The sequence below is a fragment of the Neobacillus sp. PS3-12 genome (assembly GCF_030915385.1).
Lineage (GTDB): Bacteria > Bacillota > Bacilli > Bacillales > Cytobacillaceae > JAEVLT01.
Genome location: NZ_CP133268.1, coordinates 1609958 through 1635254, shown reverse-complemented (window position 1 = coordinate 1635254; position 25297 = coordinate 1609958). Strand labels below are relative to the sequence as shown.

General features: G+C 38.0%; 32 protein-coding genes and 2 pseudogenes. 26 read left to right on the top strand and 8 right to left on the bottom strand.

Features of this window, described 5'->3' with window-relative positions; translation table 11 throughout:
* The first annotated feature begins 20 nt into the window (after positions 1-20).
* The 5 genes and pseudogenes from RCG17_RS08475 (at position 21) to RCG17_RS08455 (ending at position 3834) form a co-directional block, all read left to right on the top strand.
* Positions 21-1330: pseudogene (locus RCG17_RS08475) on the top strand (EAL domain-containing protein).
* Positions 1331-1353: 23 nt separating this feature from the next.
* Positions 1354-1791, top strand: a complete 438-nt coding sequence (locus tag RCG17_RS08470; RefSeq protein ID WP_308174745.1) for a DUF86 domain-containing protein — start codon at positions 1354-1356, stop codon at positions 1789-1791.
* 64 nt (positions 1792-1855) lie between these two features.
* Entirely contained in the window at positions 1856-2620 is a 765-nt protein-coding gene (locus RCG17_RS08465; protein WP_308174744.1) for a TIGR01457 family HAD-type hydrolase, read from the top strand.
* Positions 2621-2799: 179 nt separating this feature from the next.
* Positions 2800-3147: a lmo0954 family membrane protein gene (locus RCG17_RS08460; RefSeq protein WP_308174743.1), complete on the top strand. Its 348-nt coding sequence runs from the start codon at positions 2800-2802 to the stop codon at positions 3145-3147.
* A 21-nt stretch (positions 3148-3168) separates the two neighbouring features.
* Positions 3169-3834 (top strand): PspA/IM30 family protein, encoded by a 666-nt coding sequence (locus tag RCG17_RS08455; protein ID WP_308174742.1) that lies wholly within the window; start codon positions 3169-3171, stop codon positions 3832-3834.
* Positions 3835-3925: 91 nt separating this feature from the next.
* Here RCG17_RS08455 and RCG17_RS08450 read toward each other — a convergent pair whose 3' ends face one another.
* On the bottom strand, positions 3926-4429 hold the full coding sequence (locus RCG17_RS08450; RefSeq protein ID WP_308174741.1) for a phosphatidylglycerophosphatase A family protein: 504 nt from the start codon (positions 4427-4429) through the stop codon (positions 3926-3928).
* 188 nt (positions 4430-4617) lie between these two features.
* On the opposite strand from RCG17_RS08450, the gene yutH reads away from it, so the two are divergent.
* Both yutH and RCG17_RS08440 read left to right on the top strand, forming a co-directional pair.
* Entirely contained in the window at positions 4618-5628 is a 1011-nt protein-coding gene (gene yutH / locus RCG17_RS08445) for a spore coat putative kinase YutH (RefSeq protein WP_308174740.1), read from the top strand.
* A gap of 86 nt (positions 5629-5714) precedes the next feature.
* A pseudogene (locus RCG17_RS08440) lies at positions 5715-6706 on the top strand (2-hydroxyacid dehydrogenase).
* Between the two features lie 58 nt (positions 6707-6764).
* Here RCG17_RS08440 and RCG17_RS08435 read toward each other — a convergent pair.
* On the bottom strand, positions 6765-6986 hold the full coding sequence (locus RCG17_RS08435) for a NifU family protein (RefSeq protein WP_308175795.1): 222 nt from the start codon (positions 6984-6986) through the stop codon (positions 6765-6767).
* Positions 6987-7157: 171 nt separating this feature from the next.
* Between RCG17_RS08435 and RCG17_RS08430 the strand changes: the two genes are divergently transcribed.
* Together RCG17_RS08430 and RCG17_RS08425 are read left to right on the top strand one after the other, a co-directional pair.
* The gene (locus RCG17_RS08430) at positions 7158-7481 is read left to right on the top strand and encodes a DUF1462 family protein (RefSeq protein ID WP_308174739.1); all 324 of its coding nucleotides are present in this window, start codon (positions 7158-7160) and stop codon (positions 7479-7481) included.
* Positions 7482-7578: 97 nt separating this feature from the next.
* Positions 7579-7818 (top strand): YuzB family protein, encoded by a 240-nt coding sequence (locus tag RCG17_RS08425; protein WP_308174738.1) that lies wholly within the window; start codon positions 7579-7581, stop codon positions 7816-7818.
* Between the two features lie 80 nt (positions 7819-7898).
* On the opposite strand, the gene RCG17_RS08420 is transcribed toward RCG17_RS08425, so the two are convergent.
* Entirely contained in the window at positions 7899-8579 is a 681-nt protein-coding gene (locus tag RCG17_RS08420) for a DUF2225 domain-containing protein (RefSeq protein ID WP_308174737.1), read from the bottom strand.
* 159 nt (positions 8580-8738) lie between these two features.
* Between RCG17_RS08420 and RCG17_RS08415 the strand changes: the two genes are divergently transcribed.
* Positions 8739-9104 (top strand): HesB/IscA family protein, encoded by a 366-nt coding sequence (locus tag RCG17_RS08415; RefSeq protein ID WP_308174736.1) that lies wholly within the window; start codon positions 8739-8741, stop codon positions 9102-9104.
* A 36-nt stretch (positions 9105-9140) separates the two neighbouring features.
* On the opposite strand, the gene RCG17_RS08410 is transcribed toward RCG17_RS08415, so the two are convergent.
* Entirely contained in the window at positions 9141-10139 is a 999-nt protein-coding gene (locus RCG17_RS08410; protein WP_308174735.1) for an NAD(P)/FAD-dependent oxidoreductase, read from the bottom strand.
* A gap of 381 nt (positions 10140-10520) precedes the next feature.
* Here RCG17_RS08410 and RCG17_RS08405 point away from each other — a divergent pair, with 381 nt between their 5' ends.
* The 6 genes from RCG17_RS08405 to RCG17_RS08380 all read left to right on the top strand — a co-directional run bounded on the left by RCG17_RS08405 (position 10521) and on the right by RCG17_RS08380 (position 15423).
* A complete protein-coding gene (locus RCG17_RS08405) occupies positions 10521-11738 on the top strand; it encodes an NAD(P)/FAD-dependent oxidoreductase (RefSeq protein ID WP_308174734.1) in 1218 nt (405 codons plus the stop codon).
* Between the two features lie 159 nt (positions 11739-11897).
* Positions 11898-12221 carry a YuiB family protein gene (locus RCG17_RS08400; RefSeq protein WP_308174733.1) on the top strand — a complete coding sequence of 108 codons (324 nt, stop codon included), beginning with the start codon at positions 11898-11900 and terminating at the stop codon, positions 12219-12221.
* A 123-nt stretch (positions 12222-12344) separates the two neighbouring features.
* Complete coding sequence (locus RCG17_RS08395) at positions 12345-13034, top strand: 3D domain-containing protein (RefSeq protein WP_308174732.1); 690 nt, start codon at positions 12345-12347, stop codon at positions 13032-13034.
* A 96-nt stretch (positions 13035-13130) separates the two neighbouring features.
* Positions 13131-13520 carry a DUF309 domain-containing protein gene (locus tag RCG17_RS08390; protein ID WP_308174731.1) on the top strand — a complete coding sequence of 130 codons (390 nt, stop codon included), beginning with the start codon at positions 13131-13133 and terminating at the stop codon, positions 13518-13520.
* A 33-nt stretch (positions 13521-13553) separates the two neighbouring features.
* The gene (locus RCG17_RS08385) at positions 13554-15062 is read left to right on the top strand and encodes a leucyl aminopeptidase (RefSeq protein ID WP_308174730.1); all 1509 of its coding nucleotides are present in this window, start codon (positions 13554-13556) and stop codon (positions 15060-15062) included.
* 100 nt (positions 15063-15162) lie between these two features.
* Positions 15163-15423: a hypothetical protein gene (locus tag RCG17_RS08380; protein ID WP_308174729.1), complete on the top strand. Its 261-nt coding sequence runs from the start codon at positions 15163-15165 to the stop codon at positions 15421-15423.
* An 85-nt stretch (positions 15424-15508) separates the two neighbouring features.
* On the opposite strand, the gene RCG17_RS08375 is transcribed toward RCG17_RS08380, so the two are convergent.
* The gene (locus RCG17_RS08375; protein WP_308174728.1) at positions 15509-15688 is read right to left on the bottom strand and encodes an asparagine synthase; all 180 of its coding nucleotides are present in this window, start codon (positions 15686-15688) and stop codon (positions 15509-15511) included.
* 107 nt (positions 15689-15795) lie between these two features.
* On the opposite strand from RCG17_RS08375, the gene RCG17_RS08370 reads away from it, so the two are divergent.
* Positions 15796-16185 (top strand): hotdog fold thioesterase, encoded by a 390-nt coding sequence (locus tag RCG17_RS08370; RefSeq protein WP_308174727.1) that lies wholly within the window; start codon positions 15796-15798, stop codon positions 16183-16185.
* A 151-nt stretch (positions 16186-16336) separates the two neighbouring features.
* The gene (gene kapD, locus RCG17_RS08365) at positions 16337-16957 is read left to right on the top strand and encodes a 3'-5' exonuclease KapD (protein WP_308175794.1); all 621 of its coding nucleotides are present in this window, start codon (positions 16337-16339) and stop codon (positions 16955-16957) included.
* Between the two features lie 43 nt (positions 16958-17000).
* Here kapD and RCG17_RS08360 read toward each other — a convergent pair whose 3' ends face one another.
* Positions 17001-17381, bottom strand: a complete 381-nt coding sequence (locus RCG17_RS08360) for a kinase-associated lipoprotein KapB (protein WP_308175793.1) — start codon at positions 17379-17381, stop codon at positions 17001-17003.
* A 121-nt stretch (positions 17382-17502) separates the two neighbouring features.
* On the opposite strand from RCG17_RS08360, the gene RCG17_RS08355 reads away from it, so the two are divergent.
* The 6 genes from RCG17_RS08355 (at position 17503) to gndA (ending at position 22566) form a co-directional block, all read left to right on the top strand.
* Positions 17503-18249: a peptidylprolyl isomerase gene (locus tag RCG17_RS08355; RefSeq protein ID WP_308174726.1), complete on the top strand. Its 747-nt coding sequence runs from the start codon at positions 17503-17505 to the stop codon at positions 18247-18249.
* 89 nt (positions 18250-18338) lie between these two features.
* Complete coding sequence (locus RCG17_RS08350) at positions 18339-18545, top strand: hypothetical protein (RefSeq protein ID WP_308174725.1); 207 nt, start codon at positions 18339-18341, stop codon at positions 18543-18545.
* 81 nt (positions 18546-18626) lie between these two features.
* A complete protein-coding gene (locus RCG17_RS08345) occupies positions 18627-19178 on the top strand; it encodes a superoxide dismutase family protein (RefSeq protein ID WP_308174724.1) in 552 nt (183 codons plus the stop codon).
* Positions 19179-19267: 89 nt separating this feature from the next.
* On the top strand, positions 19268-19681 hold the full coding sequence (locus RCG17_RS08340) for a hypothetical protein (RefSeq protein ID WP_308174723.1): 414 nt from the start codon (positions 19268-19270) through the stop codon (positions 19679-19681).
* 120 nt (positions 19682-19801) lie between these two features.
* Positions 19802-20995, top strand: coding sequence for an alanyl-tRNA editing protein (locus RCG17_RS08335; protein ID WP_308175792.1), 1194 nt, complete (start codon positions 19802-19804; stop codon positions 20993-20995).
* Between the two features lie 158 nt (positions 20996-21153).
* Positions 21154-22566, top strand: a complete 1413-nt coding sequence (gndA, locus tag RCG17_RS08330; protein ID WP_308174722.1) for an NADP-dependent phosphogluconate dehydrogenase — start codon at positions 21154-21156, stop codon at positions 22564-22566.
* A 180-nt stretch (positions 22567-22746) separates the two neighbouring features.
* Here the strand turns inward: gndA and RCG17_RS08325 are convergent, their stop codons facing one another.
* Positions 22747-22950 carry a helix-turn-helix domain-containing protein gene (locus RCG17_RS08325; RefSeq protein ID WP_308174721.1) on the bottom strand — a complete coding sequence of 68 codons (204 nt, stop codon included), beginning with the start codon at positions 22948-22950 and terminating at the stop codon, positions 22747-22749.
* A 220-nt stretch (positions 22951-23170) separates the two neighbouring features.
* Between RCG17_RS08325 and yugI the strand changes: the two genes are divergently transcribed.
* On the top strand, positions 23171-23572 hold the full coding sequence (gene yugI / locus RCG17_RS08320) for a S1 domain-containing post-transcriptional regulator GSP13 (RefSeq protein ID WP_308174720.1): 402 nt from the start codon (positions 23171-23173) through the stop codon (positions 23570-23572).
* Positions 23573-23674: 102 nt separating this feature from the next.
* On the opposite strand, the gene RCG17_RS08315 is transcribed toward yugI, so the two are convergent.
* Entirely contained in the window at positions 23675-23908 is a 234-nt protein-coding gene (locus RCG17_RS08315; RefSeq protein WP_308174719.1) for a DUF378 domain-containing protein, read from the bottom strand.
* Between the two features lie 170 nt (positions 23909-24078).
* Here RCG17_RS08315 and RCG17_RS08310 point away from each other — a divergent pair, with 170 nt between their 5' ends.
* Entirely contained in the window at positions 24079-25242 is a 1164-nt protein-coding gene (locus RCG17_RS08310; protein WP_308174718.1) for an iron-containing alcohol dehydrogenase, read from the top strand.
* The last annotated feature ends 55 nt before the right edge of the window (positions 25243-25297 follow it).

Here is a 25297-nt window from a genome sequence, read left to right as displayed (position 1 = left end):
TGTGTTGACCTCCGAGAGGGATGAAAATAATGGTTCAGCGGTACATAGGAAAGGTGAAAAAAGCGCTCCAATGGGGAAAGATTTTTCTGCCACTTTCTTCTTTACGTTATTATCCTCCACAATTTAATTTGCGTAATCCAGTTCTCGGAGGAGTGAAAGCTGCCTTTCTTGATGGAAATGATGTGGTGGTTATTGTTTTTTATTTAAAAAATATCGGAGAAATTACAGAACAGATAGGACCAGTCCACTATCCAAAATACTTGGATTTAATAAAGAAATCCTTTATGATCGCGATTGGGCAAGAGGTCTTAGAAGAGAATTTAGTTTGCTTAAATCAATCCAAGGAAAATGGGATTGCCCTATTTCTTAAATATGAAAATAACCATCATTGTATATCAGATATCGAGCGGGTCATGAATAATGTTTCAACCACTGTGGAACGAGATTTGAAAATGAAATTTGCAACCGTTTTACCTCAGTTTAAGAATGGATATATGTTTGTTGAAAAGGTGCATCATACTGTTGAAGAAGCTGTTTCAAGGGCCTGCGGGCAAGCAGAGGATATGGCTGAGAAAAGGGTTGAAGCAAAATTCAATGAGATGAAGTATACAATGAAGAAAATCGTTCATCAAAAAAATATCAAGCTTTTAGCACAGCCCATCTTTGATGTGGAATCAAATCAAATTCGTGCTTGGGAAATGCTCTCACGTGGACCAAAAGGAACTGTTTTAGAAAATCCGCTTCCGCTTTTTTCGGTTGCTAAGCAAACAGGTACTCTTTACGACTTGGAAATGGTCGTATTGGAAAAAACATTTCAACAGATGATTGAAACTCGTTGTAAACAGGATATATTTGTAAATTGCACACCGATAACTCTCGGAAATATAAGATTTATTGGGGATCTAAAACTTTTACTGAAAATGTACCATCTGTTGTCACCTAAACAAATATTCATTGAAATTACCGAACAGGACTCCATTGAAGGATTACCAAATTTACAATATAATCTAAAAATATTAAGATTAATGGGCTTCCGCATAGCTATAGACGACGCTGGGCCGGTTATGCAAACTTAAATACCATAAATGAGATATTACCTGATATAATAAAAATTGATCGCTCTGTTATCGAAGATATTGATAAAAATTCTGTTAAGGAATCAATGTTAAAAGGCCTTCTTTTAGTAGCAAAAGAGGCAGGCTCCCAAGTTGTTGCTGAAGGAATTGAGCGGAAAGAAGAAGCATCTGTTATCACCAGAAACAAGGTGCATCTGGCTCAAGGCTACTTTTATGCTCGGCCATCCGTGTTGGTTAACAGTGTGCCATCTTAAAAAATATTGAAAGAAGTGAAAATATGTACTTTGTGGATCGAGAAAAAATTGAAGAAATATTACTATACTTGGAAAAACTAGTTGACCTTTTTTCAAAACAAACAGAGTGGTCTACACCGATTCAAAAAGCTGCATTGGAGCGGATTTTCCAAATGATGCTTGAAGCAGTTCTTGATATTGGGAACTCAATGATTGACGGTTTTATTATGCGTGACCCAGGGAGCTATGAAGATATAATCGAAATCTTAATGGATGAAAAGGTCGTTTCAGCGGAAACAGGCAACAGCTTGAAAAAACTAATTTCTTATCGAAAAATGCTTGTTCAAATGTATACAAAAATCAATCATACTGAATTACAAACGGAGTTTGCAGCAAACATTGAAAGTTTCACTGTTTTTGCAAATAATGTCAGAGTATATCTTGAAAATGAATTAGGTCCAGTATCTGCTTTTAGAAAATAATGGTGAGACTGCACATGTGCAGTCTTTCTCAATTTCGGTCATAATATACTCGAGGAGTGATAGGATGAGGGAATATAAAGGATACTTGATTGATTTAGATGGTACGATGTATAAAGGGACAGAAAGAATTGAAGCAGCAAGTGACTTTGTAAAACGTCTGCGTCAAAAAAATATCCCTTATTTATTTGTGACAAACAATTCATCGAGAACACCGGCACAGGTTGCTGAAAAATTACGCAGCTTTGATATACCAGCAGAAGAGGATCTTGTCTTTACCACAAGCCAGGCGACAGCCAATTACATATATGATCGAACAAAAGCTGCCTCGATTTATTTAATTGGAGAAGAAGGAATTCGAACGGCATTAGAGGAGAAAGGGTTCCAATTTGCCGGGGAACATGCTGATTATGTGGTTATCGGTATTAATCGGGAACTTACATACGAAAAGCTGGCAGTAGCTTGTCTTGCAGTTCGGAACGGTGCGGTGTTTTTGTCAACGAATGCAGATGTGGCCTTGCCAACAGAGCGTGGCTTTATGCCTGGAAATGGCTCCATTACCGCAGTCATAACCGTGTCAACAAAAACAAAGCCTATTTTTATTGGTAAGCCTGAAAGTATCATCGTGGAGCAGGCGTTGAAGGTCCTCGGAACAAATAAAAACGAAACATTAATGGTCGGAGATAATTATGATACAGACATCATGGCAGGAATGAATGCTGGAATGGATACCGTTTTAGTACACACTGGTGTAACGACAAGGGATATGCTCTCTGGCTATGACCGCAAACCAACCTATTCCATCGAATCATTAGATGAATGGGAGATATAATGCATAGGATAGTTAGTTCTACTTGAACTGACTATCTTTTTTTTATGGCTCTACCAGTCCTACTTCCTATACGCCTTAAGTCTGATGGGAAAATCAAGCTCTAGCGCAATTATGAAAAAAGAAGAATAGAGGTAAGATGAAATCAAGATAAGGAAAACAAATTTTAGGAGGAAAAGGTCATGAAAAAGTTTGGTTTGTTTTTAATCGGGGGCATGGCGGCCATCATCTTATTGCATTCTATTGGTCCAATGGTGGGGTTAGTCGTAAGCCTTGCGATTCTCTACTTCATCTTTAAAAAGTTTTTAAATACAGAGTCAACAGGTTGGAAGATTGCGTTAATCATAATTGGTTTAATGGTTCTTTCTTCCACCATTCATCATATCCCTGCACTAATCGGTGTGGGAGCAGCATACGTTCTCTTTCTAGTCTATAAAGAATGGAATAAAAACAAAAAGACTTTCGATAAAGAAGGAAATGACCCATTTGTTAACTTTGAAAAACAATGGGATGAATTAAAAAAATGCTAATTAAAAGGAGAGAAAATGAGGATGACAAACTTATTAGCCAGAATAAAAGATATAGTGGTTGCTGATTTGAATGAGGCAATGGCACAGCAGGAACAAAAAAATCCAATTTCTTTACTAAATCAATACCTTCGTCAGTCTGAGCAGGAAACAGAAAAGGTTGGTAAACTTGTCGAACGGCAAGTTCAATTAAAAGAAGCATTCACAAAAGAGTATAATGAGGCAGCAGATTTAGCCGAAAAAAGAAAGTACCAAGCAGATATCGCTTTAAAGGCTGGAGAAACTGAACTTTATCAATTTACTTTAGCAGAACACCAGCAATATTCAGAGCGGGCAGAGCGCCTTCGTTCCTCGCTGGAACAGATAAATGAACAGGTGGATCTATTAAATAGAAAATATCATGAAATGCAGCAAAAGCTTAAAGATATGCATATCCGCCGAATGGAGTTAATGGGTCGAGAAAATGTAACCCGTGCAAACTTACGGATGAACAAGCTTTTAGATGCGAATTCAGTTGATCATCGATCTTATTCTAAGTTTAAGGAAATTGAAACCTACTTGGACGGTCTTGAGCAGAATATCAATAACTCCTATTACCGCAATACCATCGATGAACGGATTAGCAGATTGGAAAAAGAAATGGCGGAACAAGAAAACAAACTAACCTTATCCAAAGATAAACAAGACTAAGTAAAAGAAACCGCCCATATGATTGAATATGGGCGGTTCGCATATTTAGAGTGAACTTGAAATGGTTTTATTGCAGAAAGGAATAGGGAAATTAAAGGCCTTCTCGTGCAGCACGGTGGGCCAGTCTGCTTGAAGCAGCAGCAGCAATTGCCCCAACAATATCGTCTAAAAATGTATGACATTCTCCGGTGGATTTATCGTTTAAATGCTGCAGGATGCCTGGCTTTTGTTTATCAATATAGCCATAGTTTGTAAAACCAATGGAACCATAAACATTGACGATCGATAGGGCTAAAATTTCGTCAACCCCATAGAGGCTTTCATCTGTTTCAATAATATTTTGAAGTGGCTCCTCAAGCATTTTTTTCTCAGCAAGAATATCAAGCTGAATGCCTGTTATAATTGCGTTTTGAACCTCCCGCTTGGATAGAACCCGTTCTACATTGGCGATACAATCTTCCATTTTTAAGTTTTCGTGATACTTTTCCTGAAGGTAAAAAACTAAATCAGCGATATCTTGAATTGTGACACCTCGCTCCTTTAACCATCTGCGGGCAGCTTCTTCTGTTACTCCTATTTTTTTTTCGTCTGCCATTTATTCATATCACCCAATCTGTAAATTTTACTAATATTATATATCTTTCCCATAAAATATGCGCTTTTTTAAAATAAGGAACAGGATTACTTTCCCCATTTTTTTCAGCATTTAAAAAGTGAGCTAACAAGTTTTTTTCTTGAAAACATATACATGACATAAGAAGGTACAAGAATAGAGGTGGAAACATGCTTGAAAAGTTGCTTGAAAATCAATATGGGGTAAAAGTAGAGGAACGGTTAAAAGTCAATTCGTATGAGGCCTTAAGAGGGAATGGCTGGGTATACTTATTCCCCCAACCTGGAAATCGAAATGAGGATGAACTCAATGAATTAGAATCAATTGCCAATCATATGAGAAATTATGGTGACCGAAATGTCCCTGTTTTTCTTCCCTCAAAGGAGGGAAAGCTAATAACAGAATGGGAAAACAATCAGTATTGTGTAATGGCTGTTGAGCAGGCAAATAATCGGCAGCCGCTAAGGCAAAAGTCAGGCAGAAAACTGGCAAAGTTTCATGAGCGAGGAAGAATGGTTCCATTTCAAATTAAACAATTAAGTCGAATCGGCCAATGGAAACAGCTTTGGGAGAAACGTTTGGAACAAATGGAAAAGGTTTGGAACGGCCTGTTATTTCAAACACCTGAGGATGATTTTGAAAGGCAGTTTATTGATTCTTTCCCTTATTATATGGGCTTGACAGAAAATGCGATTCAATATTTAGTGGATACCGAAATTGATGATGAACCGACAGAGATCGATAATGGAACTGTTTGTCATGAGCGATTTTCATCCATGTCCTGGGGAGCTGATTTTTTACTAAAAAATCCGTTTGATTGGGTCTTTGACCATCGCAGTCGGGATATAGCTGAATGGACAAGGGAACGTTATTTCCGTAACAATCAAACCTATCAGCTTGATGTTAAAAACTTTTTTCAAGAATATTTAAGTGTTGCCCCGCTTTCTGTTTTTTCCTGGAAGTTACTTTATTCAAGAATATTGTTTCCGCTTCATTATTTTGAATGCGTTGAAAATTACTATATCACCCGCTCTGAACAACAAAAAAAGGATCTTGAGGAGCAGTTATCAAAAATTCTAAGGCAATCTATGGAATATGAACGGTTTTTAAGCGTTTTTTATGAATTGGCAGGGGCGCCGATTAAAAGAGTAGATCTTATAAAACCAGAATGGTTACATTAATAATGTTCACAGAAACCTGGATAATATTATGCTAAAATATCAATGAAAGGCATAATTATCCAATCCACATGAAGAAGGGAAAAAGCATGAAACCAACTATTTTTATTACTCGAAAGCTTCCTGATGAAGCTATAGAATCCATTAAAAGTCAATATCAAGTTAAAATGTGGGATTCTGAAGATGTACCTGTTCCAAGAGAGAGGTTACTTGAAGAAGCGAAAACGGCAGATGCTTTATTAACCATGCTATCTGACAAAATTGATGCCGCTGTTTTAACTGCTGGCAGCCAATTAAAAGTTGTAGCCAATCTGGCTGTTGGCTTCGATAATATCGATCTAGAAACGGCTACCAAAAACGGGATTGCTGTCTGTAATACTCCAGATGTTTTAACCGATACAACTGCGGACTTAGCATTTGGATTATTAATGGCGACTGCCCGTAGATTGGTTGAAGCAGCAGAATTAGTTAAGAAAAATGAATGGAAAAGCTGGAGCCCATTATTGCTTGCTGGTCATGATATCCACCATAAGACAATTGGAATCGTCGGTATGGGGAAAATTGGCGAAACGGTTGCGAAACGGGCAACAGGCTTTGATATGGAAATTCTTTATCATAATCGGACCAGAAAACCTGAAGCAGAAAAATTATTAGGAGCGGTTTACTGTTCATTTGATGAATTAGTTGAGAAATCTGATTTCATTGTCAGTTTAACTCCACTTACAAATGAAACAAGAAATATGTTTATGCGGGATACATTTAAAAAAATGAAAAGAACGCGATCTTTATTAACGTAGGAAGAGGTCCTGTTATCGATGAACAAGCCCTGTATGATGCCCTTGTGGAAAAGGATATCGCTGGAGCCGGATTAGACGTTTTTGTCAAGGAGCCAATAGGTGCAGAGCATCCGTTATTAGCTCTTCCAAACGTAGTAGCGCTACCACACATTGGGAGCTCAAGTGTGGAAACACGAGTCACCATGATGAAATTATGTATTGATAATATTAAAGCAGTTATAAATGGAGAGAATCCAACTACACTTGTGAATAAAGACTGGAAACCAATTCAATTGGTAAAATAAAGTCCTGTTGGTGATGATGCTGGACAATGAAAAAGCGGTTGCCAAATGGCAATCGCTTTTAAAAAACTTGTTCTACTTCAAGCACACCTGGAACTTCTTCTAAAAGTGCGCGTTCAATACCAGCTTTTAAAGTAATAGTTGAGCTTGGGCAGCTTCCACAAGCACCTAGCAAACGTAGTTTTACAATACCGTCTTCTACGTCAACCAATTCGCAATCCCCACCGTCCCGAAGAAGAAATGGACGTAATTTATCTAATACTTCCTGAACTTGTTCTTTCATTTCTAGCTCTGCCAAACAAATCGACTCCTTTCCTAATCCCTATTATAATGTCATTGTTAGTAAAAATCCATCCTGTGGAATGTCTAATTGAGAATTATTTGCAAAATAATGGTTGGTTAACAACTTAGATATAGTATAAAATAAAAGGAAAAAATGGGGAATAGGTTTATCATGGAAAATTATGCTGAAATTATTGTTTATGGTGCTGAACAGATTTGTGCTAGTTGTGTAAATTTACCATCATCAAAGGAAACCTGTGAATGGCTTGAAGCGGCTATCATTAGAAAGTTTCCAGAACAGCCCTTTCAAATTTCTTATGTAGATATTTTCAATCCACCAAGTGATCCTACAAAACAAAAGTTCGCTAAAAAGGTCATTGAAGAGGATATGTTCTATCCTGTTGTTGTGATAAACGGAGTAATAGTTGGAGAAGGAAATCCACGATTAAAAATGATTTTTTCAGAGCTCGAAAAATACGGATATCAAGCAAAATAAGTATTCCAGTCTCTGGAATGCTTATTTTTTTCAATCATAAATTGTTGACGAAGCTGGACATTAAGAGTACGATGATGAGTTAGTAGAGGTGAAATATATGTTTAAGCCAATTATTGAGTTTTGTATCAGCAATCTGGCTAGCGGCTCTCAAAAAGCCCGTGCAATTTTAGAGAGGGACCCTAACTTAGACGTCATTGAGTATGGATGCCTTAGTCACTGCGGAAAATGCGCAGCAGGTCTTTTCGCGCTGGTGAATGGAGAAGTTGTAAGGGGACAAACCCCAGATGAGCTGGTTGAAAATATTTATCAATTTTTAGATGAAAATCCAATGTTTTAATATACAAAGTTCAAGTCCTTTTTTTGTGAAGAAGGAAGCTTGGGCTCGGCATAAAAAGGAACAGGCCCGCCTGTTCCTTTTTAGCTATTATCTCTTATTTCACGCCAGCGTTCTCGGGCCATTTCAATAATGTTCGGTTCGACGGATTGTCTTTGTTTTTCAATTACCTGTGAAAAATATTGAACAGCCTTTTGGCGATCGTTTAATCTTCGTGAAACCTCTCCAATTAAATATAGGAGTCTAATTTCGGTGACTTGAGTTCTAGTATAGTCACCATAATACAAGGAATCCTCATATTCTTTTAGGGCAAGTTTCAAAAAACGTTGTTCTTGTTCCTGATTCTCGAGTAACCGGTAAAGCCATCCTACCCGCATATATATTCCTGCCATAGTAATATGTTTTTCTTTTTTTAAAGATCCACAAAGAATGGCAAGTTTATAGGTTTGAATAGCTTGGTGAATGCTCCGTTTTCCACTGAAGTTATGTGGAACCCAACGGCTGCACACCTCATGTGTTATAGTTTCTTTTGCCCCCGGAGGAAAAGCTTTTGAAAAATCTTCTGAGAATGAGAAACCGCAAGATGGACACACCATAATATGATAGTGTAGAGGATTTGCATCCTCCGATTGATAAATAGGAAAAAAATCACTGTCAAAATGGGAAACTTTTATAAAGCGGCTGCGAACCTTTTTGCTAATAAAAGGTTTTTTACAAAATAAACATTCGTATTTTTTATCGAATATGGGCTCAATGGGGGACATCGCATCTCTCCCCTTACTATTATTGTTATATATATTATAACGAAGTTTTCCTTTAGTGGTTATCAAATTGGAAGTTAATTTGTTGAGTACATGGTCTGAAGTGTATATACTGAAAGAAAAACGATATTTACACAGTGGAAATAAAAAGGAGGGTAAAAAATGAGTAATGATGTTATTGTTCTAACAGAAGCTGCGGCTCTTCAAATAAAAGAAATGATGAAACATAATGAAGAAGAAGGAGCATACTTGCGCATTGCCGTTCAAGGAGGCGGATGCAGCGGGTTATCTTACGGAGTAGGATTTGACCATGAAGTAAAAGATGGGGATTCCCAATTTGAACAATTTGGAATCAATATTTTAGTGGATAAAGAAAGTGCCCCTGTACTGAAAGGAACGAAAATTGATTATAAACAATCCATGATGGGCGGCGGCTTTACGATTGAAAATCCGAATGCGATTGCTTCCTGCGGCTGTGGATCTTCCTTCCGAACAGCTGCAAATGCAGGTGCCCCAGAAGAATGTTAAATGAAAGGCGTCCTCAACCGTGGACGCCTTTACTGATTAGTCATTAAACAACGATGAACTATGGATAGACTGGGTCTTTGCTTTAGGGTCAATATAGGATTTAGCATTGTTAATGGCGGTTGGAGCTTCACCGAAACCGGAGGCAATCAATTTCATTTTTCCATCATAGGTGCAAATATCTCCAGCAGCATAGATACCTGGCTGATTTGTTTCCATCCTTGAATTGACAACAATCGCATTTCGATCAATGATAAGTCCCCAGTCCTTAATTGGTCCAAGGGAGGAGACGAAGCCATAGTTTACGATTACATCATCAACATCAATTGTTACTTTATTTTCACTTTTGACTTCATTGATCACAACCTGCTTGATCCCATTTTCATCGCTTGTAAATGATGCAGGGACATATGGTATCTTAATATCAACCCTGGAATTTGTTAAATTTTCTACACTATGCTCATGTGCACGGAATTTATCTCTGCGGTGAACAATCGTTACTTGCTTAGCAATTGGCTCCAGCATCAAGGCCCAGTCAACAGCCGAATCGCCTCCACCAAATACAACCACTTTTTTACCAGCGAATTTATTTAAATCATCAATGAAATAATGTAAATTTCGGCGTTCAAATTTTTCAATGCCCTCTAATTCCAGACGGCGGGGCTGGAATGCCCCGTTTCCAGCAGTGATAATAACCGCTTTAGAATAATGCACTTCCTTGTTGGTTGTTATTTTAAAATTTCCATTCGGCTGTTTTTCAACATTAGCCACAGATTGTTCCAGTACTATGGTTGGTTCAAACTTGGACATTTGCTCCTTTAAATTATGAACTAATTCTTGTGCACGAATTTTTGGGAAACCGGCAACATCATATATATTTTTTTCAGGATAAAGCGCTGTTAGCTGACCTCCTAGCTGGGGAAGGCTTTCGATCACCTTTACAGATGCTTGTCTCATCCCTCCGTAAAATGCTGTGAACAAGCCTACAGGACCTCCACCGATAATCGTTATATCATAAAGTTTTTGATCCTCTTCCATTGCTAATCACCCCACACATAGTAATGAACAAATTCCATTGTTTGTCATATCACATATTTATTTATTTCCACATAATATTATGTATATATTCTGACTATTGAACAAAAACTTTATTTTATAAAAATTTTTTTGAAAAAGGTGTCGATTTTTTTAAAATTTTTCATAATAAATTTGAATATTATTTGCTTGAAAAAGAAAAAAAAAATAATAAGATGGTAAGTAAATATATTGTTACTATTTTGTGACGTAAATGGTACATTTTTTTGTCCATCATCGTGAAAAACATCACAAACTTTTTCTAATCTCCAAAATAATATGTATGAAAGATGTGGAAGATAAGAAGAAGCGATATAAAAAATATAAAAGGTGGAAGTGATCACTTTGAGAAAGCCAAAGGTAGTTATATTAGGTGCAGGTTATGGTGGTTTGATGACAGCCGTAACCATGCAGAAATTAGTTGGTGTTAATGATGTAGAAATTGTTTTGGTTAATAAAAATGATTATCATTATGAAACCACATGGTTGCATGAAGCATCTGCCGGTACATTACACCATGATCGTGTTCGTTATGAAATTCGTGATGTGATTGATCGTAATAAAGTCGAATTTATCCAAGACACAGCCGTAGAAATTAAAAAAGAGGAAAAGAAAGTAATCTTGGAGAATGGGGAAGTTGACTACGATTATCTAGTTGTTGCATTGGGCGGAGAGCCTGAAACGTTCGGAATCAAAGGATTAAAAGAGTACGCTTTTGGTATTGTAAATGTTAACTCTTCACGTCAATTAAGGGAACATCTTGAATACCAATTTGCCACTTACAACATGGAAGAAGAAAAGAAAGAAGAAAGATTATCAATTGTTGTTGGCGGAGCAGGATTTACTGGAATTGAATTTCTTGGTGAGTTAACAAATCGAATCCCAGAGCTTTGTCATGAATATGACGTAGATTTTAATAAAGTGAAAATTACTTGTGTAGAAGCAGCACCAACTATTCTTCCAGGTTTTGATGAAGATCTTGTTCAATATGCTGTGTCCCAATTGGAAAGAAAAGGTGTTGAATTTTTAATTGGTACGGCCATAAAAGAATGTACTTCTGTTGGAATCATTGCAGGAAAAAAAGACGAGGAGCCAATTGAAATTAAAGCAGCAACCGTTGTTTGGGCTGCTGGAATCCGAGGAAATTCAATTATTGAAAAATCCGGTTTTGAAGCTATGAGAGGAAGGGTTAAGGTACAAACTGATTTAAGGGTACCTGGCCAGGACAATATTTTTATCATCGGTGATTCTTCATTATTTATTAATGAAGAAATTAATCGCCCGTATCCTCCGACAGCTCAAATTGCCATGCAACAAGGTCAATGCTGTGCACGTAATCTTGCCGCACTTATTAAAGGTAAAACGGACCTTGAAGTATTTAAGCCGAACATTAAAGGTACAGTATGTTCACTCGGTGAAGACGATGCAATTGGGGTTGTTTATGGTAAAAAATTAAGAGGCGGTAAAGCATCATTGATGAAAAAAGTCGTCGACAACCGCTCGTTGTTTATGATTGGCGGGGCATCACTAATGTTGAAAAAAGGAAAGTTTAAAGTATTTTAATCACACAATAAAACGGACTGAAGGGGCAGAGACATCTGCCTCTTTTCTAATTACTTACCAGGAATATAGGAGGTAAATACCCCTATAATGAATGATTTAATTGACGGGATTTTGGACATTCAGTTACACTTAATGAAAGTGTGAGAGGAGGATATTACCATGCAGATGAGCATTGTGGTGTTAATTATATCCGTTTTATTATTTTTTGTGTTATTTTTTGGGATCGGCTTTCTCCTTAATATGTTATTAAGAATGTCGTGGATAATGGCTATTATTTACCCTATTATTGCTATTCTCATTGTAGATAAAGTTCGGTTTATTGAGTATTTTACCAACAGCCGCTATGCCTTTACCCAACTTGGACACCGATTTGCATCATTAGGATCTGCAGATATTATTATCCTTCTAAGCGGCTTAGCAGGAGCAATTGCTGCTGGGATTACCATCAAGCTGTTACGAAAAAATGGCTACGCCATGTTTTAATTAAATCAGGAGTATTAACTCATCCATTACAAAATAGTAATGGATTTTCTTTTTAATTTACCTTCATTTTTGTATATTTCCCTCCATCCGGGAAACTACTATTTCTGGAGGGTGAAAAATTGAATGAATCAATTAGCTGATTTTTTTAGGCGTTTAGCCATGACGTTTCTTTTTCTGACCGCGCTTTTAATGACATATCAATCAATATCTGGAGTGAAATCTAACACGCTGTTAGCATTTGTTAGTTTAAAATTAAAAGAAGCACACATACTTGAAGAAAAAGTAAAAATGAACCTTGTGGAGTTTACCCATCACACGGGTGCTTGGATGGAAACATTCCTATCTTCCAAAGCTTCAGCGGAGACAGTTCCATTAGAAAATTCGATTGATTGGTCCAAATATCCTAAACAAACGGTTATTGCAACAGGTTATACAGCTGGGTATGAATCAACAGGTAAAAGCAAAGATAGTCCCAGTTACGGAATCACTTATTCCGGGGTAAAGGTAAAGCGTGATTTATTTTCAACTATTGCTGCTGATTTAAGTATTTTTCCAATAGGAACCATTCTGTTTATCCCTGGCTATGGATACGGAGTCGTGGCAGATAAAGGTGGAGCCATAAAAGGGAATGAGCTTGACCTATATTATGAAACAGTAAATGAAGTATATCATTCTTGGGGAAAAAAGCAGTTGGAGGTATACATTGTCCATAAAGGCAGTGGAAAGCTGACAGAACAAGAATTAACTGCATTAAATGAGGATAAATCGATGCAGGTGTTTCGTCAGCAATATATCAAATCAGAACAAAGATAAAAACAGGCGACAAATAAGCCTGTTTTTTTGTGTATAAGGGAATTTAATTTTAAAATAAAAAATGGCACCATATGATTTAGCAGGGGGGCAATTTTTGTGGAAGATTATCCGCTCGAATATTATGAGTTTTTTGTGGCCTTCAACGATGAAGATTACTATACGTGTCATGATTTACTCGAAGAGGTATGGATGACCGACAAAGAAAATCTTTTTATTAAGGGTTTGCTGCAAATGAGTGTGGCGATCTACCATTATAGTTATGGAAATGTAAAAGGAGCTCGTTCCATGATGATGACGGCTCACAGATATTTGCAATCCTATCGGCCAAAGCATTGGGGTCTTGATTTAGAAAAGGTGTATCCTTTTATCGAGGAGGCATTATCGTTATTTCCAGACGATATTGATTCAATCCCTTATGAGGAAATTGATAAGCTGCCCATACTGCCAAGGCTATATCTCTTTATCGAAGAGGATGAAGATTTATAATAGAAAAAGAAAAAATAAAACGGAGGTCTTATTGTGTTTAAAATCGAAAATCATTTCCAACTATCCAAGCAACACGAAAGCATCATTATCGGTTTATTTGATAAGCCTGAGAAGTTTGGCGGAGATCTCGCCCAGCTGGATGAATCATTTTCCGGACAATTAACTGAGCTTGTCAAAAGTGGGGATTTGTCCGCTAAATTCAAAAATATTAACAAGCTACATACCCTTGGCAAAATAGGTGCGAAGCGTATTTATTTTGTCGGCCTGGGAAAAGAAAAAGATTTGACATTTGAAAAGTTAAGAGATGCTTTTGGTAAATTGTTTAAGCAAATGAAAGCGGCCAAAATCGAAGAGGCAGCGATTCTGTTAGGCTCTTTCCTTTCTGAAAAAATCGATAGCTTGGATGCAGCCCATGCATTAAGCGAAGCATTCACGCTGGCAACATATCAATTTGAAGGATATAAACAGAAATCAAACGAACCTGAAAAAACGGTAAACAGCTTTACCATTTACACTGATTCAACTGATAAAGAAGAAATCCTGGCAGCACTCGAGGTTGGTCAGGCATTTGGAAATGGAGTAAATTCAGCGCGCACGCTTGTCAATATTCCGGGGAATCTCTTAACAGCGACTGATATTGCTAACTATGCAAGCAGCATAGCTGCACAATATGGATTTGAGGCCGAGATTTTGGAAAAAGAAGAAATTCAAAAGCTAGGCATGGGAGCGTTCCTTGCCGTCAACCAGGGTTCATCCGAACCGCCGAAAATGATTGTTCTAAAATATCAAGGAAAAGAACAATGGAATGATGTCATTGGCCTTGTGGGGAAAGGAATTACGTTTGATACCGGGGGTTATTCCATAAAGACAAAAACAGGGATCGTTGGAATGAAGACAGACATGGGCGGAGCTGCGGCAGTTCTCGGGGCGATGCAAATCATTGGAGAATTGAAGCCAGAGCAAAATGTCGTGGCTGTGATCCCTTCAACGGACAATATGATTAGCGGTTCAGCATTTAAACCGGATGATGTGATCACTTCGATGAGTGGTAAAACCATTGAGGTATTAAACACGGATGCAGAGGGCCGGCTTGTTTTAGCAGATGCTGTTACCTATGCCAAGCACCATGGTGCGGAGTATCTTGTTGATGTGGCAACATTAACAGGTGGGGTTATTACAGCACTTGGATTATATACAACCGGTGCAATGACCAATAATGAACGTCTGTATGAACAGGTTCTGGAAGCTTCCATGGAGGCTTCTGAACCAATATGGCAGCTGCCGCTATTTGAACGGGATAAAGAAAGAGTCCGCAGCAGCAAAATAGCTGACTTGAATAATTCACCAGGACGTGAAGGTCATGCGATTGTCGCTGGGGCATTTATTGGTGAGTTTGCAGAAAATACGCCATGGGTTCACCTTGATATTGCTGGTACTGCAACATCAGCTAAGGATTATGACCTCGGCCCTGCAGGTGCCACGGGTGTCATGACACGTACACTTGCACTATTTGTGGAACAGTTTGAGCCCATTGAAAAATAGAATTCATTTTCCCCTTAATAAGTAGAGCCCACTCAAAAGCAGCTGCCGCCGCATATGAAATAATGTAGGCAAGTGCAGATGAAAAGGAGGAAAAGCTCGAATGTATCCATATTATAGAAACGTGCCCCCTATACACGATCAAAGATTTTTTGGTTTCGGTCTGCCACTAGCGGTAGGCGGATTAGGGTTTTTAGGGGGATTACTTGGCGGAGCTTTAGTTAGTCGCCCATGGGGATACCCTGGTTTTGGTTATCCTGGGTTTGGTCCAATGGGATATCCAGGTTTTGGTTATCCTGGGTTTGGTCCAATGGGATATCCAGGTATGGGTTTTGGCGGATATCCAGGTATGGGTTTTTATTAAAAAAACGAAGAAACAGCCTCAATTTCTTGAAGCTGTTTCTTTCTGTTTTTTAGCAAAAATAGGTTAAAATGGAAAAGTGTATACTCTAGAACTCATTTCGATGCTCGATTAAGTCGATTGCCCCTAACACAATATGTGCGAGGCCAAATCCAAAGATGGTATTCGAATACATTTTATCTATGCTGCGGTTTTGTTTCATAGCGATACCTGCCGCGGTTACTGCCGTTCCAAGAATCGTTGGGATTAAGCCTTCTCTTACTTCCATGGCTGTCCACCTCATTTTTATGAGTTGCCCTTTATTAGGGACATTAAATAGTATCTCGAAAAACCAAGTGATTACAGGTGTTATTTTTTACATATGGAGGTATTTAAATGGAGAATAAAAAAACGTTACTGGATACGTTAGGCATTGAAATCAAACTTTTGGAAAAAGGAAAGGTCATTGCAACAATGCCTGTTGACGGAAGAACACATCAGCCATTTGGATTGTTACACGGCGGGGCGTCTGTTGCTCTGGCAGAAACAGTCGCAAGTGTTGGTGCCTATGAACTCGTCGATAAAAGTACCCAGGGAGTTGTAGGACTGGAAATTAACGCTAATCATATACGTTCGAAAAAAGACGGCTATGTGACCGCTACTGGAACAGTCCTGCATCGGGGAAAAACAACCATGGTTTGGGACATAAAAATTACAGATGAACAAGATCGATTAATAAGTGTTTCGAGATGCACAATTGCTGTTTTGAACATCAATAAAGATTAACTTTTTAGAGGGATGGAAATTGGTTCCATCCCTTTTATATTTTGTATAAAAATTAAAAATTTTATGGGGTTTCATGATATAATGATTAATATCTAAAGGTGATAAAAGTACCAATTTATAATCATGTGAAATGTTAAAAGGTGGTGAAATGATGAAAGAACGCCGTCAGCATTTATTTATAGATTTTGAGTTTACCATGCCTGAAAAACATGTTCGAGTAAAAAACTTTTTCCCAGAAATCATCGAGGTAGGTATTGTTTCAGTAATAAATGATAAGATTGTAGACCAGTTTTCATCGTTTGTGACCCCAATTAAGTTCCCAATACTCTCAGAACGCTGCAAATCATTTTTACATATTTCACAGGAGCAGGTTGATAAAGGGATTCCTTTTTTGGAACTTGTAAAGAAAATGGCAGATTATAATATGAATTATGATAATGTCATTGTGACATGGGGCAATATGGATATGAAAGTATTAAGACAAAATTGCCAGCATGCAAACACTTCTTTTCCGTTTAAAGCTGTTGAAGTTGATCTATCGATGGAATATAAACGATTCTTTGGTGATCAAAATCAAACTGGTTTATGGAAGGCTGTCCAGGAGTATGGAAAAGAAGGAACGGGAAGGCACCATCGGGCCCTTGATGATGCATTAACCACCTATAATATCTTCAGATTGGTTGAGAAAGATAAAGAATATTTAGAAAAGCCAAAACCAACAACAATTGGCGATCGTGTTGATTTTTCAAAGCTATTAAATGAATTTGTATAAAAGGACCAAATCCACTAAACGATTTGGTCTTTTATTTTGCTTCTTACTTAAAATAACTCTTTTCCAATCCTTCTATGATTTCTAGGCTTTTTTCTCCCCAGGCTGAATTGGCTTCAGTACATTCTTTTTTCATTTTGTCCACTGCTGCCTTTAAAGATTCCTGATAATTAGGAATTTCATCATGAAAATGTTTGACCATTTGTTTGGGGACGTTTGTTTGTTCCCTATTAGCAAGAGCACGACGCTCATGAAAAATATCTACACTGGCATTCTTCGGATGGTGCAGGTCGCCTTGCATTGGGTGGGTAAGCACTGCTAAAACTCTTACTAAATAATGCTGCGTGCGTTCCTCGGTTATTTCTCCAATATATTTTCCTGTTTTATAAATAGCTGTTACTTTATCACCGATTTGAAATTCGGGCATCATAAAACCTCCTCATAAAAAACCAAAACCTTATCTTCTCTATTATGAAGGATGATATTTAAAAATCAAAATGATAAAATGTTTTTAGCTATTTAAACGAAAAATGCCGGAGGGATGATAATTGTCAAAAAAGTTGAAGATACTTATGTCTATAGTCGTAGTCATGCTTCTTCTTGGTGCATGTGGGACAAGTAATCAGAAGCAAGAAACGAAAAAAGATGATTCAAAAACGAATTCAACAACAGTGTCAAAGAAAGAAGGGAAAAATACAGTGACCAACTCTTTTCCACAATTAACAACAGAAGTCTCTGCTGATGAAAAATTGGTTGAAATGCAAACTTCTATGGGGACCATCAAAATTAAGCTTTTTCCTAAAGATGCCCCCAAAGCAGTCGAAAACTTTATAAAGCACAGCCAGGAAGGCTATTATAATGGACTTATCTTTCATCGGGTAATCAAGGACTTTATGATTCAAGGCGGAGACCCAAAAGGAAATGGTACCGGCGGCGAGAGTATTTACGGCCATCCATTTGAAGATGAATTCTCCGACCATCTGTTTAATATCCGTGGAGCACTATCAATGGCTAATGCTGGTGCAAACACGAATGGAAGTCAATTTTTTATTGTCCAAAAAACGAAAGTAGATCCTTCCATGATTGATCAAATGAAAAAAGCAGGCTATCCAGACGAAATTATCAATGAGTACAAAAAAGAGGGCGGCACCCCGTGGTTGGATCACCGCCATACTGTATTTGGGCAAGTGGTGGAAGGAATGGATGTAGTCGATAAAATTGCGGCAACTCCAGTAGATCCACAGGACAAACCGAAAGAAGATGTGATTATTCAAAAAATAAATGTTCTCCAATAAACACTAGTCGAAGGTTAAAAACTTGGAACCTAGTCAGGCTGTTGATATAATTATCTCCATGAGACTCCTTTTACGAGAGGATGAGCTAAATGAGTCAATGGTACGTGCTATCCTTGTTTTTATACTTTCCTGAGGATAAAAGAGAATATATCCCTGCGGTCATAAGTTTAGTTATTTTTATGATCGCTGCTGTGATCACCATGAGGCTTATCATCTCTTATTCCAAGCGTGAAGCAAAAAAGGCAAAAGAACTTGAAGAAAAACTCGAATCTGAACGACAATTTTGGGACAGTTAACGCTGTTCCTTTTTTTTCGCATATAAATACCTTATTCGGTCATACTAATCGCAAATTGCTCTTTTTGGAGGGTTACATCGTATGAAGAGAAAATGGGTAATCATCCCTTTCCTGTTACTGGCTGGATGTGCACAACAGAACCCGACGAAGGTCGATGTTGAGATGTTTAATGCGGTAGGTGATTCTTTAGGAAAAATAAATTTAGCTGAACAATCAAGTGGTGTGAAAGTTCAAGTGAAACTAAAAGGCCTGAATCCCGGTGTTCATGCTATACATATCCATGAAAAAGGAAAATGTGAGGCACCTGAATTCCAATCGGCGGGGAATCACTTTAATCCAGAACAGAAGGATCATGGACTTTTACACCCTAAAGGTGCAGATGCCGGGGACCTTCCAAACTTAATTGTTGAGGATGATGGAAGTGTTAGTGCTGATCTGATGGCACCAAATGTAACGCTAAAAAGTGGAAAAAAGTCCTTGTTTACAAAAGAGGGAACATCGATTGTGATCGACGAAAAAAAGGATGACGGGATGACACAGCCTTCGGGCGATTCAGGAAAAAGAATTGCCTGTGGTGAAATTAGTAACAATAAACAGGCAGGTCAAAAAAAATCTCAGGACGAAAAGAAGTAAAAAATTTACGTTACTTAGGTTTAAGTCTAGTCCTCTTTGCACCTATGGACATACACTATCTTGTACATTGATATAGGGGAGAGATTAGATTGGGAAAAGAAACTAGACAATTTCCTGGTGGTTTTCCAGGAACAGGCTATCCACAAATGGGTCAACAACAAATGGGTTATCCGCAAATGGCAGGCGGTTACCCAGGCATGATGCCAGGAATGTCTCATACAGGCTATCCAGGCATGATGGGTGGATACACAGGATATCCACATACAATGGGAGGTTATCCTCACCACCACCATCACCATCCACATCCTCATCATGGAGGGTACCCGCATATGGGCTATCCACAAATGGGCCAACAGCAAATGGGCGGCTATCCACAAACAGGTGGATTTCCACAAACAGGCGGCTATCCACAAACAGGTGGATTTCCACAAACAGGCGGCTTCCCACAAACAGGTGGATTTCCACAAACAGGCATGCAGACTTTCGGAAAACGCTCTAAATAAATAAAAAAATAGTAATAATCCCTTTATCACTACCTATCCTTCATGATGGGTAGCTTTGTTTTTTTGGGAATATATACTAAATTGGAAGAAGACGACTGATTAAAGGGAGAGAGCCACATGATGGAAACTAAACTATTTTACCAGGATGCATATACCCAAGAGTTTTCAGCAAAGGTTGTGAAGGAGGAAAAGGACACTGAGGGACGCATTTACATAGTATTGAGTCAAACTGCCTTCTATCCAACTGGAGGCGGCCAGCCGCACGATGTGGGTACGATAGATGGCGGAAAGGTTTTTAATGTTGAGGAGATAGATGGAGAGATTCGTCACTTTCTTGAGCATCCTATCGACGTGCCAGAAAAAGAAGTAATAGGCAGAATCGATTGGCAAAGACGTTTTGACCATATGCAGCAGCATGCCGGTCAGCATATATTATCAGCAGCGTTTGATCAATTATTTCAATACAGAACAGTAGGGTTTCACCTTGGAAATGAAGTATTAACAATCGACCTTGATACTGAGGACCTTTTAGATGAGGAAGCAGTCCTGGCAGAAAAGCTTGCCAATCAGATTATTCTCGAAAATAAAGTAATTGAGGCAAAATGGGTGGATGAAGCCGAATTATCGCAGTATCCTCTTCGTAAAGAGACAAAGGTAAAAGAAGATATTCGTCTAGTTATTATTCCAGATTTTGATTATAACGGGTGCGGAGGAACACATCCAAGTACCACAGGCCAGGTTCGTGCCGTGAAAATTTTAGATTGGGAAAAGCAAAAGAAGAAAGTGCGTGTGCAATTTGTTTGCGGGGAACGGGTTCTAACCCAATTCCAACAAAAACAAAAAGTGCTCTTGGAGTTAACAAAGCTGTTAAGCTCACAAGAAAAAGATATGGAAACTGCTGTTTTAAGAATGCTGCAAACCCAAAAGGATTTGGAAAAATTGCTTGAAGATGCAAGGGGAAAACTTCTCTCTTATGAAGCCGATGAATTATTGGATGACAGCAGTTCTCTAAATGAGGAGAAACTTATCAGTAGTGTTTTTAAGGGCAGAACGATTCAAGAACTGCAAAAACTTGCCCGACTAATCATCTCAAAAGAGCAACTCGCTAATGTACTATTTGTTTCTGAAAATGAGGGCAAGTTGCAAGTTGTAGGTGCTAGAGGGCAAGATGCCAGTCAAAATATGAAACTTCTGATCGCTGATGCTTTGAAGCTGATCAATGGAAGAGGAGGAGGAAATGAAACTTTTGCCCAGGGAGGCGGAGAAGCCCTCATGACAGGAGAGAAATTATTAGAGACTTTATTGGTAAAATAAAAGAAGCAATCGTTAATGGATAAAGACAATAGGCAGTGAAAATAATATTCTTGGAAAAAACTTTTCTTCTATGGAAGCTTGAGGTTTGTTTAAAGAAAAACTGCGAACTATAATGATAATGACCAAAAATTTTATCATCTTTGAAGGGACGTTTTAGTTTGGGAAAACAAAATATTGGTGTAGTTGGCGTTGGTGTAATGGGAAGAAGCCTTGCTTTAAATTTTGAAAGTAAAGGGTTCTCTGTTTCAATGTACGACCTTTCTGCTGAAAAGGTAAAGGAAGTAATTGACCACAATCCAGGGAAAAAGCTTTTTGGAACAGCGAATATTGAAGAATTTATTCAATCGTTAGAAAGCCCTCGTAAAATTCTATTGATGGTGAATGCCGGGGCAATTACCGACAAAGCAATTGAATCACTCCTTCCATACCTCGATAAAGGGGACATCCTTATTGATGGCGGAAATAGCTTCTATCAGGATACTATCCGTAGAAATAAAGAGCTAGAGGAAAAAGGTTTTCTCTTTATTGGCGCAGGAGTATCAGGCGGTGAGGAAGGTGCCCTAAAAGGACCTGCCATAATGCCAAGCGGTCAAAAAGAAGCTTACGATGCTGTTGGACCAATGTTAACGGCTATTTCAGCGAAGGTTAACGGAGATCCATGTTGTACATATATCGGACCTAATGGTGCGGGACATTATGTAAAAATGGTTCATAATGGAATTGAGTATTCCGATATGCAATTAATTTGCGAGACATATCATTTAATGAAACAACTTCTTGGGTTATCAACGGATGAACTTCATGAAACTTTTGCGGAATGGAACAAAGGTGAACTTGACAGCTATCTTATTGAAATAACCGCAGATATTTTTACAAAAAAAGATCCAGAAACAGGAAAGCCATTAGTTGATGTTATCCTAGACACAGCTGGTCAAAAAGGAACAGGAAAGTGGACTAGTCAAAGTGCACTCGATCTTGGCATTCCGCTTTCTATTATTACTGAGTCTGTTTTTGCCCGTTTCATTTCTGCCATGAAAGAGGAACGTGTGAGGGCTAGTAATATCCTTCAAGGTCCAGCTAAACAAGAGTTTTCCGGAAATAAAAAAGATTTCATAGAACTTATTCGTAAGTCTTTGTATTTAAGTAAAATTGTGTCTTATGCCCAAGGCTTTTCCCAGTTGAAAGTTGCCTCAGAAGAATACAATTGGAATTTAAAACCGGGCGAAATCTCCATGATTTTCCGTGGCGGCTGTATCATTCGGGCTCAGTTCTTACAAAATATCAAGGATGCGTATGATCGTAATCCAAACTTAGATAATTTATTATTGGATGAGTATTTCCATTCGATCGTTGAAAATTATCAGGAAGCGGCTCGGGAAGTAGTGACACTAGCAATTAAAGCAGGCGTCCCTGTTCCGGGATTAGCAAGTGCCATTGCCTATTATGACAGCTATCGGTCTGCGGTCCTTCCAGCAAATTTACTGCAAGCACAGAGAGACTATTTTGGTGCACATACTTATCAAAGAAATGACCGTGAAGGTACATTCCATACAGATTGGCTAAATCTTTAAGTGATACGTAAAAAACAGGCGCTATTTCAGGCTCGCCTGTTTTTTTATGGATATGCACAAAAAAAGCGGGCAACCAATGTTGTCCGCTTCAAAAAGGGGGAATACTAGAAAGCCTTATACTCAAAGGTTTGACAGTTCCCCCTTTTTTTATACCAAAGAAAAAAATTTTTTCAGTTAGACTCAAGAAGGAACAGAGGTTAACTGTGATGTAGGAATATCTAAAACTGTTGAAATTTTTAAGAGTGTTTCATTACTTGGAACTTGTCTTCCAGATTCATAATCATCAATCTTTTTAGCTCCAATTCTCAACTTTTGGGCTAGTTCTTCCTGGGACATATTTCTTCTTTCTCGAATCGTTTTAATATTTTCACCAAGTGAACTCATAAAATACACCTCTCTTTAGATATTTACCTCCTTTCATTTTAACATTGATTTGCCTATTTTTTTATTAATTATTTAAAACATTTTGTTAATTGTGTAATATTTTAAATGAAATTTAATTCTATTTTCACTATCGATTTTTGATAAATTCCTTTTGATGTGATATAATTTCTTATTGCATATATAAAATGAATAAAATTTAGTTAGATATAGGAGTGTTTACATGTCAGAAAAAATCGAAGTTGGAAGTATTTTACAAGGTAAGGTAACGGGAATTCAGCCATACGGTGCATTCGTTGCACTTGACGAAAAAACACAAGGCCTTGTTCATATTTCTGAAATTACTCATGGTTATGTCAAGGATATTAACGAGCATTTAAAAGTTGGAGATGAAGTAAAAGTTAAAGTTTTATCGATTGATGAAGGAGCAGGGAAAATTGGTTTATCGATTCGGGCGACGGAAGAAGCACCTGTTCAATCAACGGTTAAACCAAAGAAGGCACGTAAACGCCAAGCGGCAACCATTTTGCCTGAAGAAGAGGAACAGCAAGGATTTAATACTTTAAAAGAAAAACTTCAAGAGTGGATTGACCAATCACAAAAAGAAGATTTAATTAAAAAGTAAACAACACAATGGGTCTAGCCTTAACAAAAGGCTAGGCTTTTTTTATTATATTTAAAAAATGAAAAGCGTTGCAACTGTATCAGCTGCACCGCTTTAGATCGTTTATCTTGCAGGATTTGCTTCTGGTTCTCGTTCCATTTGTTCATTAGGCTTAAACAAAAGACCAAGATTAATAAGACCAGCAATCCCTACTAATCCATAAATAATTCTGGAGATTGCTGCATTTTGACCTCCAAAGATACTCGCTACAAGATCAAATTGGAAAAAACCAATAAGCCCCCAGTTAATTGCTCCGATAATAGTTAGTACTAATGCAATACGCTGAATTGTGCTCATAAAGTGCCTCCTTATTCAAATATTCAATAATAGAATGAAGCTGTTTTGCAGAAAATATACAAAATGGAAAGTAATTTGTTTTATTTTTTTGAAATAGGAAAAGATAAGCTGCCATCTTTGCAAATAAATGCAAAATCAATAATAATATGAAATGAAAGGAAGGATTATTGATGCAGAATTTTACTTTTTATAACCCAACAAAATTAATTTTTGGAAAAGGCCAGCTGGAACAATTGAAGACAGAGGTTCCTTTATATGGAAATAAAGTGCTCCTCGTTTATGGCGGCGGAAGCATTAAACGAAGCGGTTTATACGACAATGTAATGAGTACTTTAAACGAAATAGGTGTACAAGTTTCTGAGCTTTCTGGCGTAGAGCCTAATCCTAGGTTAACCACCGCCAAAAAAGGGATTGAAATTTGCCGTGAACAAGGTATTCAATTTATCCTTGCTGTCGGCGGCGGTAGTGTCATTGACTGTACAAAACTGATCGCAGCAGGTGCAAAATATAATGGTGATGCATGGGATTTGGTAACTAAGAAGGATGTTGCAACAGAAGCACTTCCATTTGGTGTTGTCCTCACACTTGCGGCAACAGGTTCAGAAATGAACTCTGGTTCAGTAATCACGAATTGGGAAACAAATGAGAAATATGGCTGGGGGAGTCCCGTTACATATCCGAAGTTCTCGATTTTAGACCCTGAAAATACATATACTGTACCAAAAAATCAAACTGTTTACGGTATGGTTGACATGATGGTCCATACGTTGGAACATTATTTCCACCTTCAGGAAAACACCTTATTACAAGATCGGATGCTCGAGGGACTGCTTCGTACTGTTATTGAAACAGCACCACAGCTTATTAACGATCTTGAAAATTATGACTTACGGGCAACAATTCTCTACAATGGAACAATGGCCTTAAATGGCATGATTTCAATGGGCTTCCAGGGTGATTGGGCAACCCATAATCTTGAGCATGCTGTTTCAGCGGTCTATGATATCCCGCATGGCGGCGGCCTAGCTATTCTTTTCCCTAACTGGATGAAGCATAACTTAAAAGTGAAACCTGAACGCTTTAAACAGCTTGCTGTAAGAGTATTTGGTGTGAATCCTGAAGGAAAGAGTGCTGAAGAGGCAGGCCTTGAAGGAATTGAAAAACTGCGGGAATTTTGGAGTAGTATTGGTGCACCTTCCCGTTTGGCTGATTACGACATCGATGACAGCCAAGTAGAAGTAATGGCAGATAAAGCAATGGTGAATGGAGAATTCGGCGGTTTTGCCAAACTAAACAAAGAAGATTGCATCGCCATCTACAGGGCTTCTCTTTAGAAAAAAGATAGGATCGGGCAGCAAGTGTCCGATTTTTTTCTTGTTTTGGAAAATT

Excerpts from the sequence above, each read along its gene's own strand:
- RCG17_RS08470 (WP_308174745.1), top strand. The coding sequence starts at position 1,354 with ATGTACTTTGTGGATCGAGAAAAAATTGAAGAAATATTACTATACTTG.
- RCG17_RS08465 (WP_308174744.1), top strand. The coding sequence starts at position 1,856 with ATGAGGGAATATAAAGGATACTTGATTGATTTAGATGGTACGATGTAT.
- RCG17_RS08460 (WP_308174743.1), top strand. The coding sequence starts at position 2,800 with ATGAAAAAGTTTGGTTTGTTTTTAATCGGGGGCATGGCGGCCATCATC.
- RCG17_RS08455 (WP_308174742.1), top strand. The coding sequence starts at position 3,169 with ATGACAAACTTATTAGCCAGAATAAAAGATATAGTGGTTGCTGATTTG.
- RCG17_RS08450 (WP_308174741.1), bottom strand. The coding sequence starts at position 4,429 with ATGGCAGACGAAAAAAAAATAGGAGTAACAGAAGAAGCTGCCCGCAGA.
- yutH (WP_308174740.1), top strand. The coding sequence starts at position 4,618 with ATGCTTGAAAAGTTGCTTGAAAATCAATATGGGGTAAAAGTAGAGGAA.
- RCG17_RS08435 (WP_308175795.1), bottom strand. The coding sequence starts at position 6,986 with ATGAAAGAACAAGTTCAGGAAGTATTAGATAAATTACGTCCATTTCTT.
- RCG17_RS08430 (WP_308174739.1), top strand. The coding sequence starts at position 7,158 with ATGGAAAATTATGCTGAAATTATTGTTTATGGTGCTGAACAGATTTGT.
- RCG17_RS08425 (WP_308174738.1), top strand. The coding sequence starts at position 7,579 with ATGTTTAAGCCAATTATTGAGTTTTGTATCAGCAATCTGGCTAGCGGC.
- RCG17_RS08420 (WP_308174737.1), bottom strand. The coding sequence starts at position 8,579 with ATGTCCCCCATTGAGCCCATATTCGATAAAAAATACGAATGTTTATTT.
- RCG17_RS08415 (WP_308174736.1), top strand. The coding sequence starts at position 8,739 with ATGAGTAATGATGTTATTGTTCTAACAGAAGCTGCGGCTCTTCAAATA.
- RCG17_RS08410 (WP_308174735.1), bottom strand. The coding sequence starts at position 10,139 with ATGGAAGAGGATCAAAAACTTTATGATATAACGATTATCGGTGGAGGT.
- RCG17_RS08400 (WP_308174733.1), top strand. The coding sequence starts at position 11,898 with ATGCAGATGAGCATTGTGGTGTTAATTATATCCGTTTTATTATTTTTT.
- RCG17_RS08395 (WP_308174732.1), top strand. The coding sequence starts at position 12,345 with ATGAATCAATTAGCTGATTTTTTTAGGCGTTTAGCCATGACGTTTCTT.
- RCG17_RS08380 (WP_308174729.1), top strand. The coding sequence starts at position 15,163 with ATGTATCCATATTATAGAAACGTGCCCCCTATACACGATCAAAGATTT.
- RCG17_RS08375 (WP_308174728.1), bottom strand. The coding sequence starts at position 15,688 with ATGGAAGTAAGAGAAGGCTTAATCCCAACGATTCTTGGAACGGCAGTA.
- RCG17_RS08370 (WP_308174727.1), top strand. The coding sequence starts at position 15,796 with ATGGAGAATAAAAAAACGTTACTGGATACGTTAGGCATTGAAATCAAA.
- kapD (WP_308175794.1), top strand. The coding sequence starts at position 16,337 with ATGAAAGAACGCCGTCAGCATTTATTTATAGATTTTGAGTTTACCATG.
- RCG17_RS08360 (WP_308175793.1), bottom strand. The coding sequence starts at position 17,381 with ATGCCCGAATTTCAAATCGGTGATAAAGTAACAGCTATTTATAAAACA.
- RCG17_RS08350 (WP_308174725.1), top strand. The coding sequence starts at position 18,339 with ATGAGTCAATGGTACGTGCTATCCTTGTTTTTATACTTTCCTGAGGAT.
- RCG17_RS08345 (WP_308174724.1), top strand. The coding sequence starts at position 18,627 with ATGAAGAGAAAATGGGTAATCATCCCTTTCCTGTTACTGGCTGGATGT.
- RCG17_RS08335 (WP_308175792.1), top strand. The coding sequence starts at position 19,802 with ATGGAAACTAAACTATTTTACCAGGATGCATATACCCAAGAGTTTTCA.
- RCG17_RS08325 (WP_308174721.1), bottom strand. The coding sequence starts at position 22,950 with ATGAGTTCACTTGGTGAAAATATTAAAACGATTCGAGAAAGAAGAAAT.
- yugI (WP_308174720.1), top strand. The coding sequence starts at position 23,171 with ATGTCAGAAAAAATCGAAGTTGGAAGTATTTTACAAGGTAAGGTAACG.
- RCG17_RS08315 (WP_308174719.1), bottom strand. The coding sequence starts at position 23,908 with ATGAGCACAATTCAGCGTATTGCATTAGTACTAACTATTATCGGAGCA.
- RCG17_RS08310 (WP_308174718.1), top strand. The coding sequence starts at position 24,079 with ATGCAGAATTTTACTTTTTATAACCCAACAAAATTAATTTTTGGAAAA.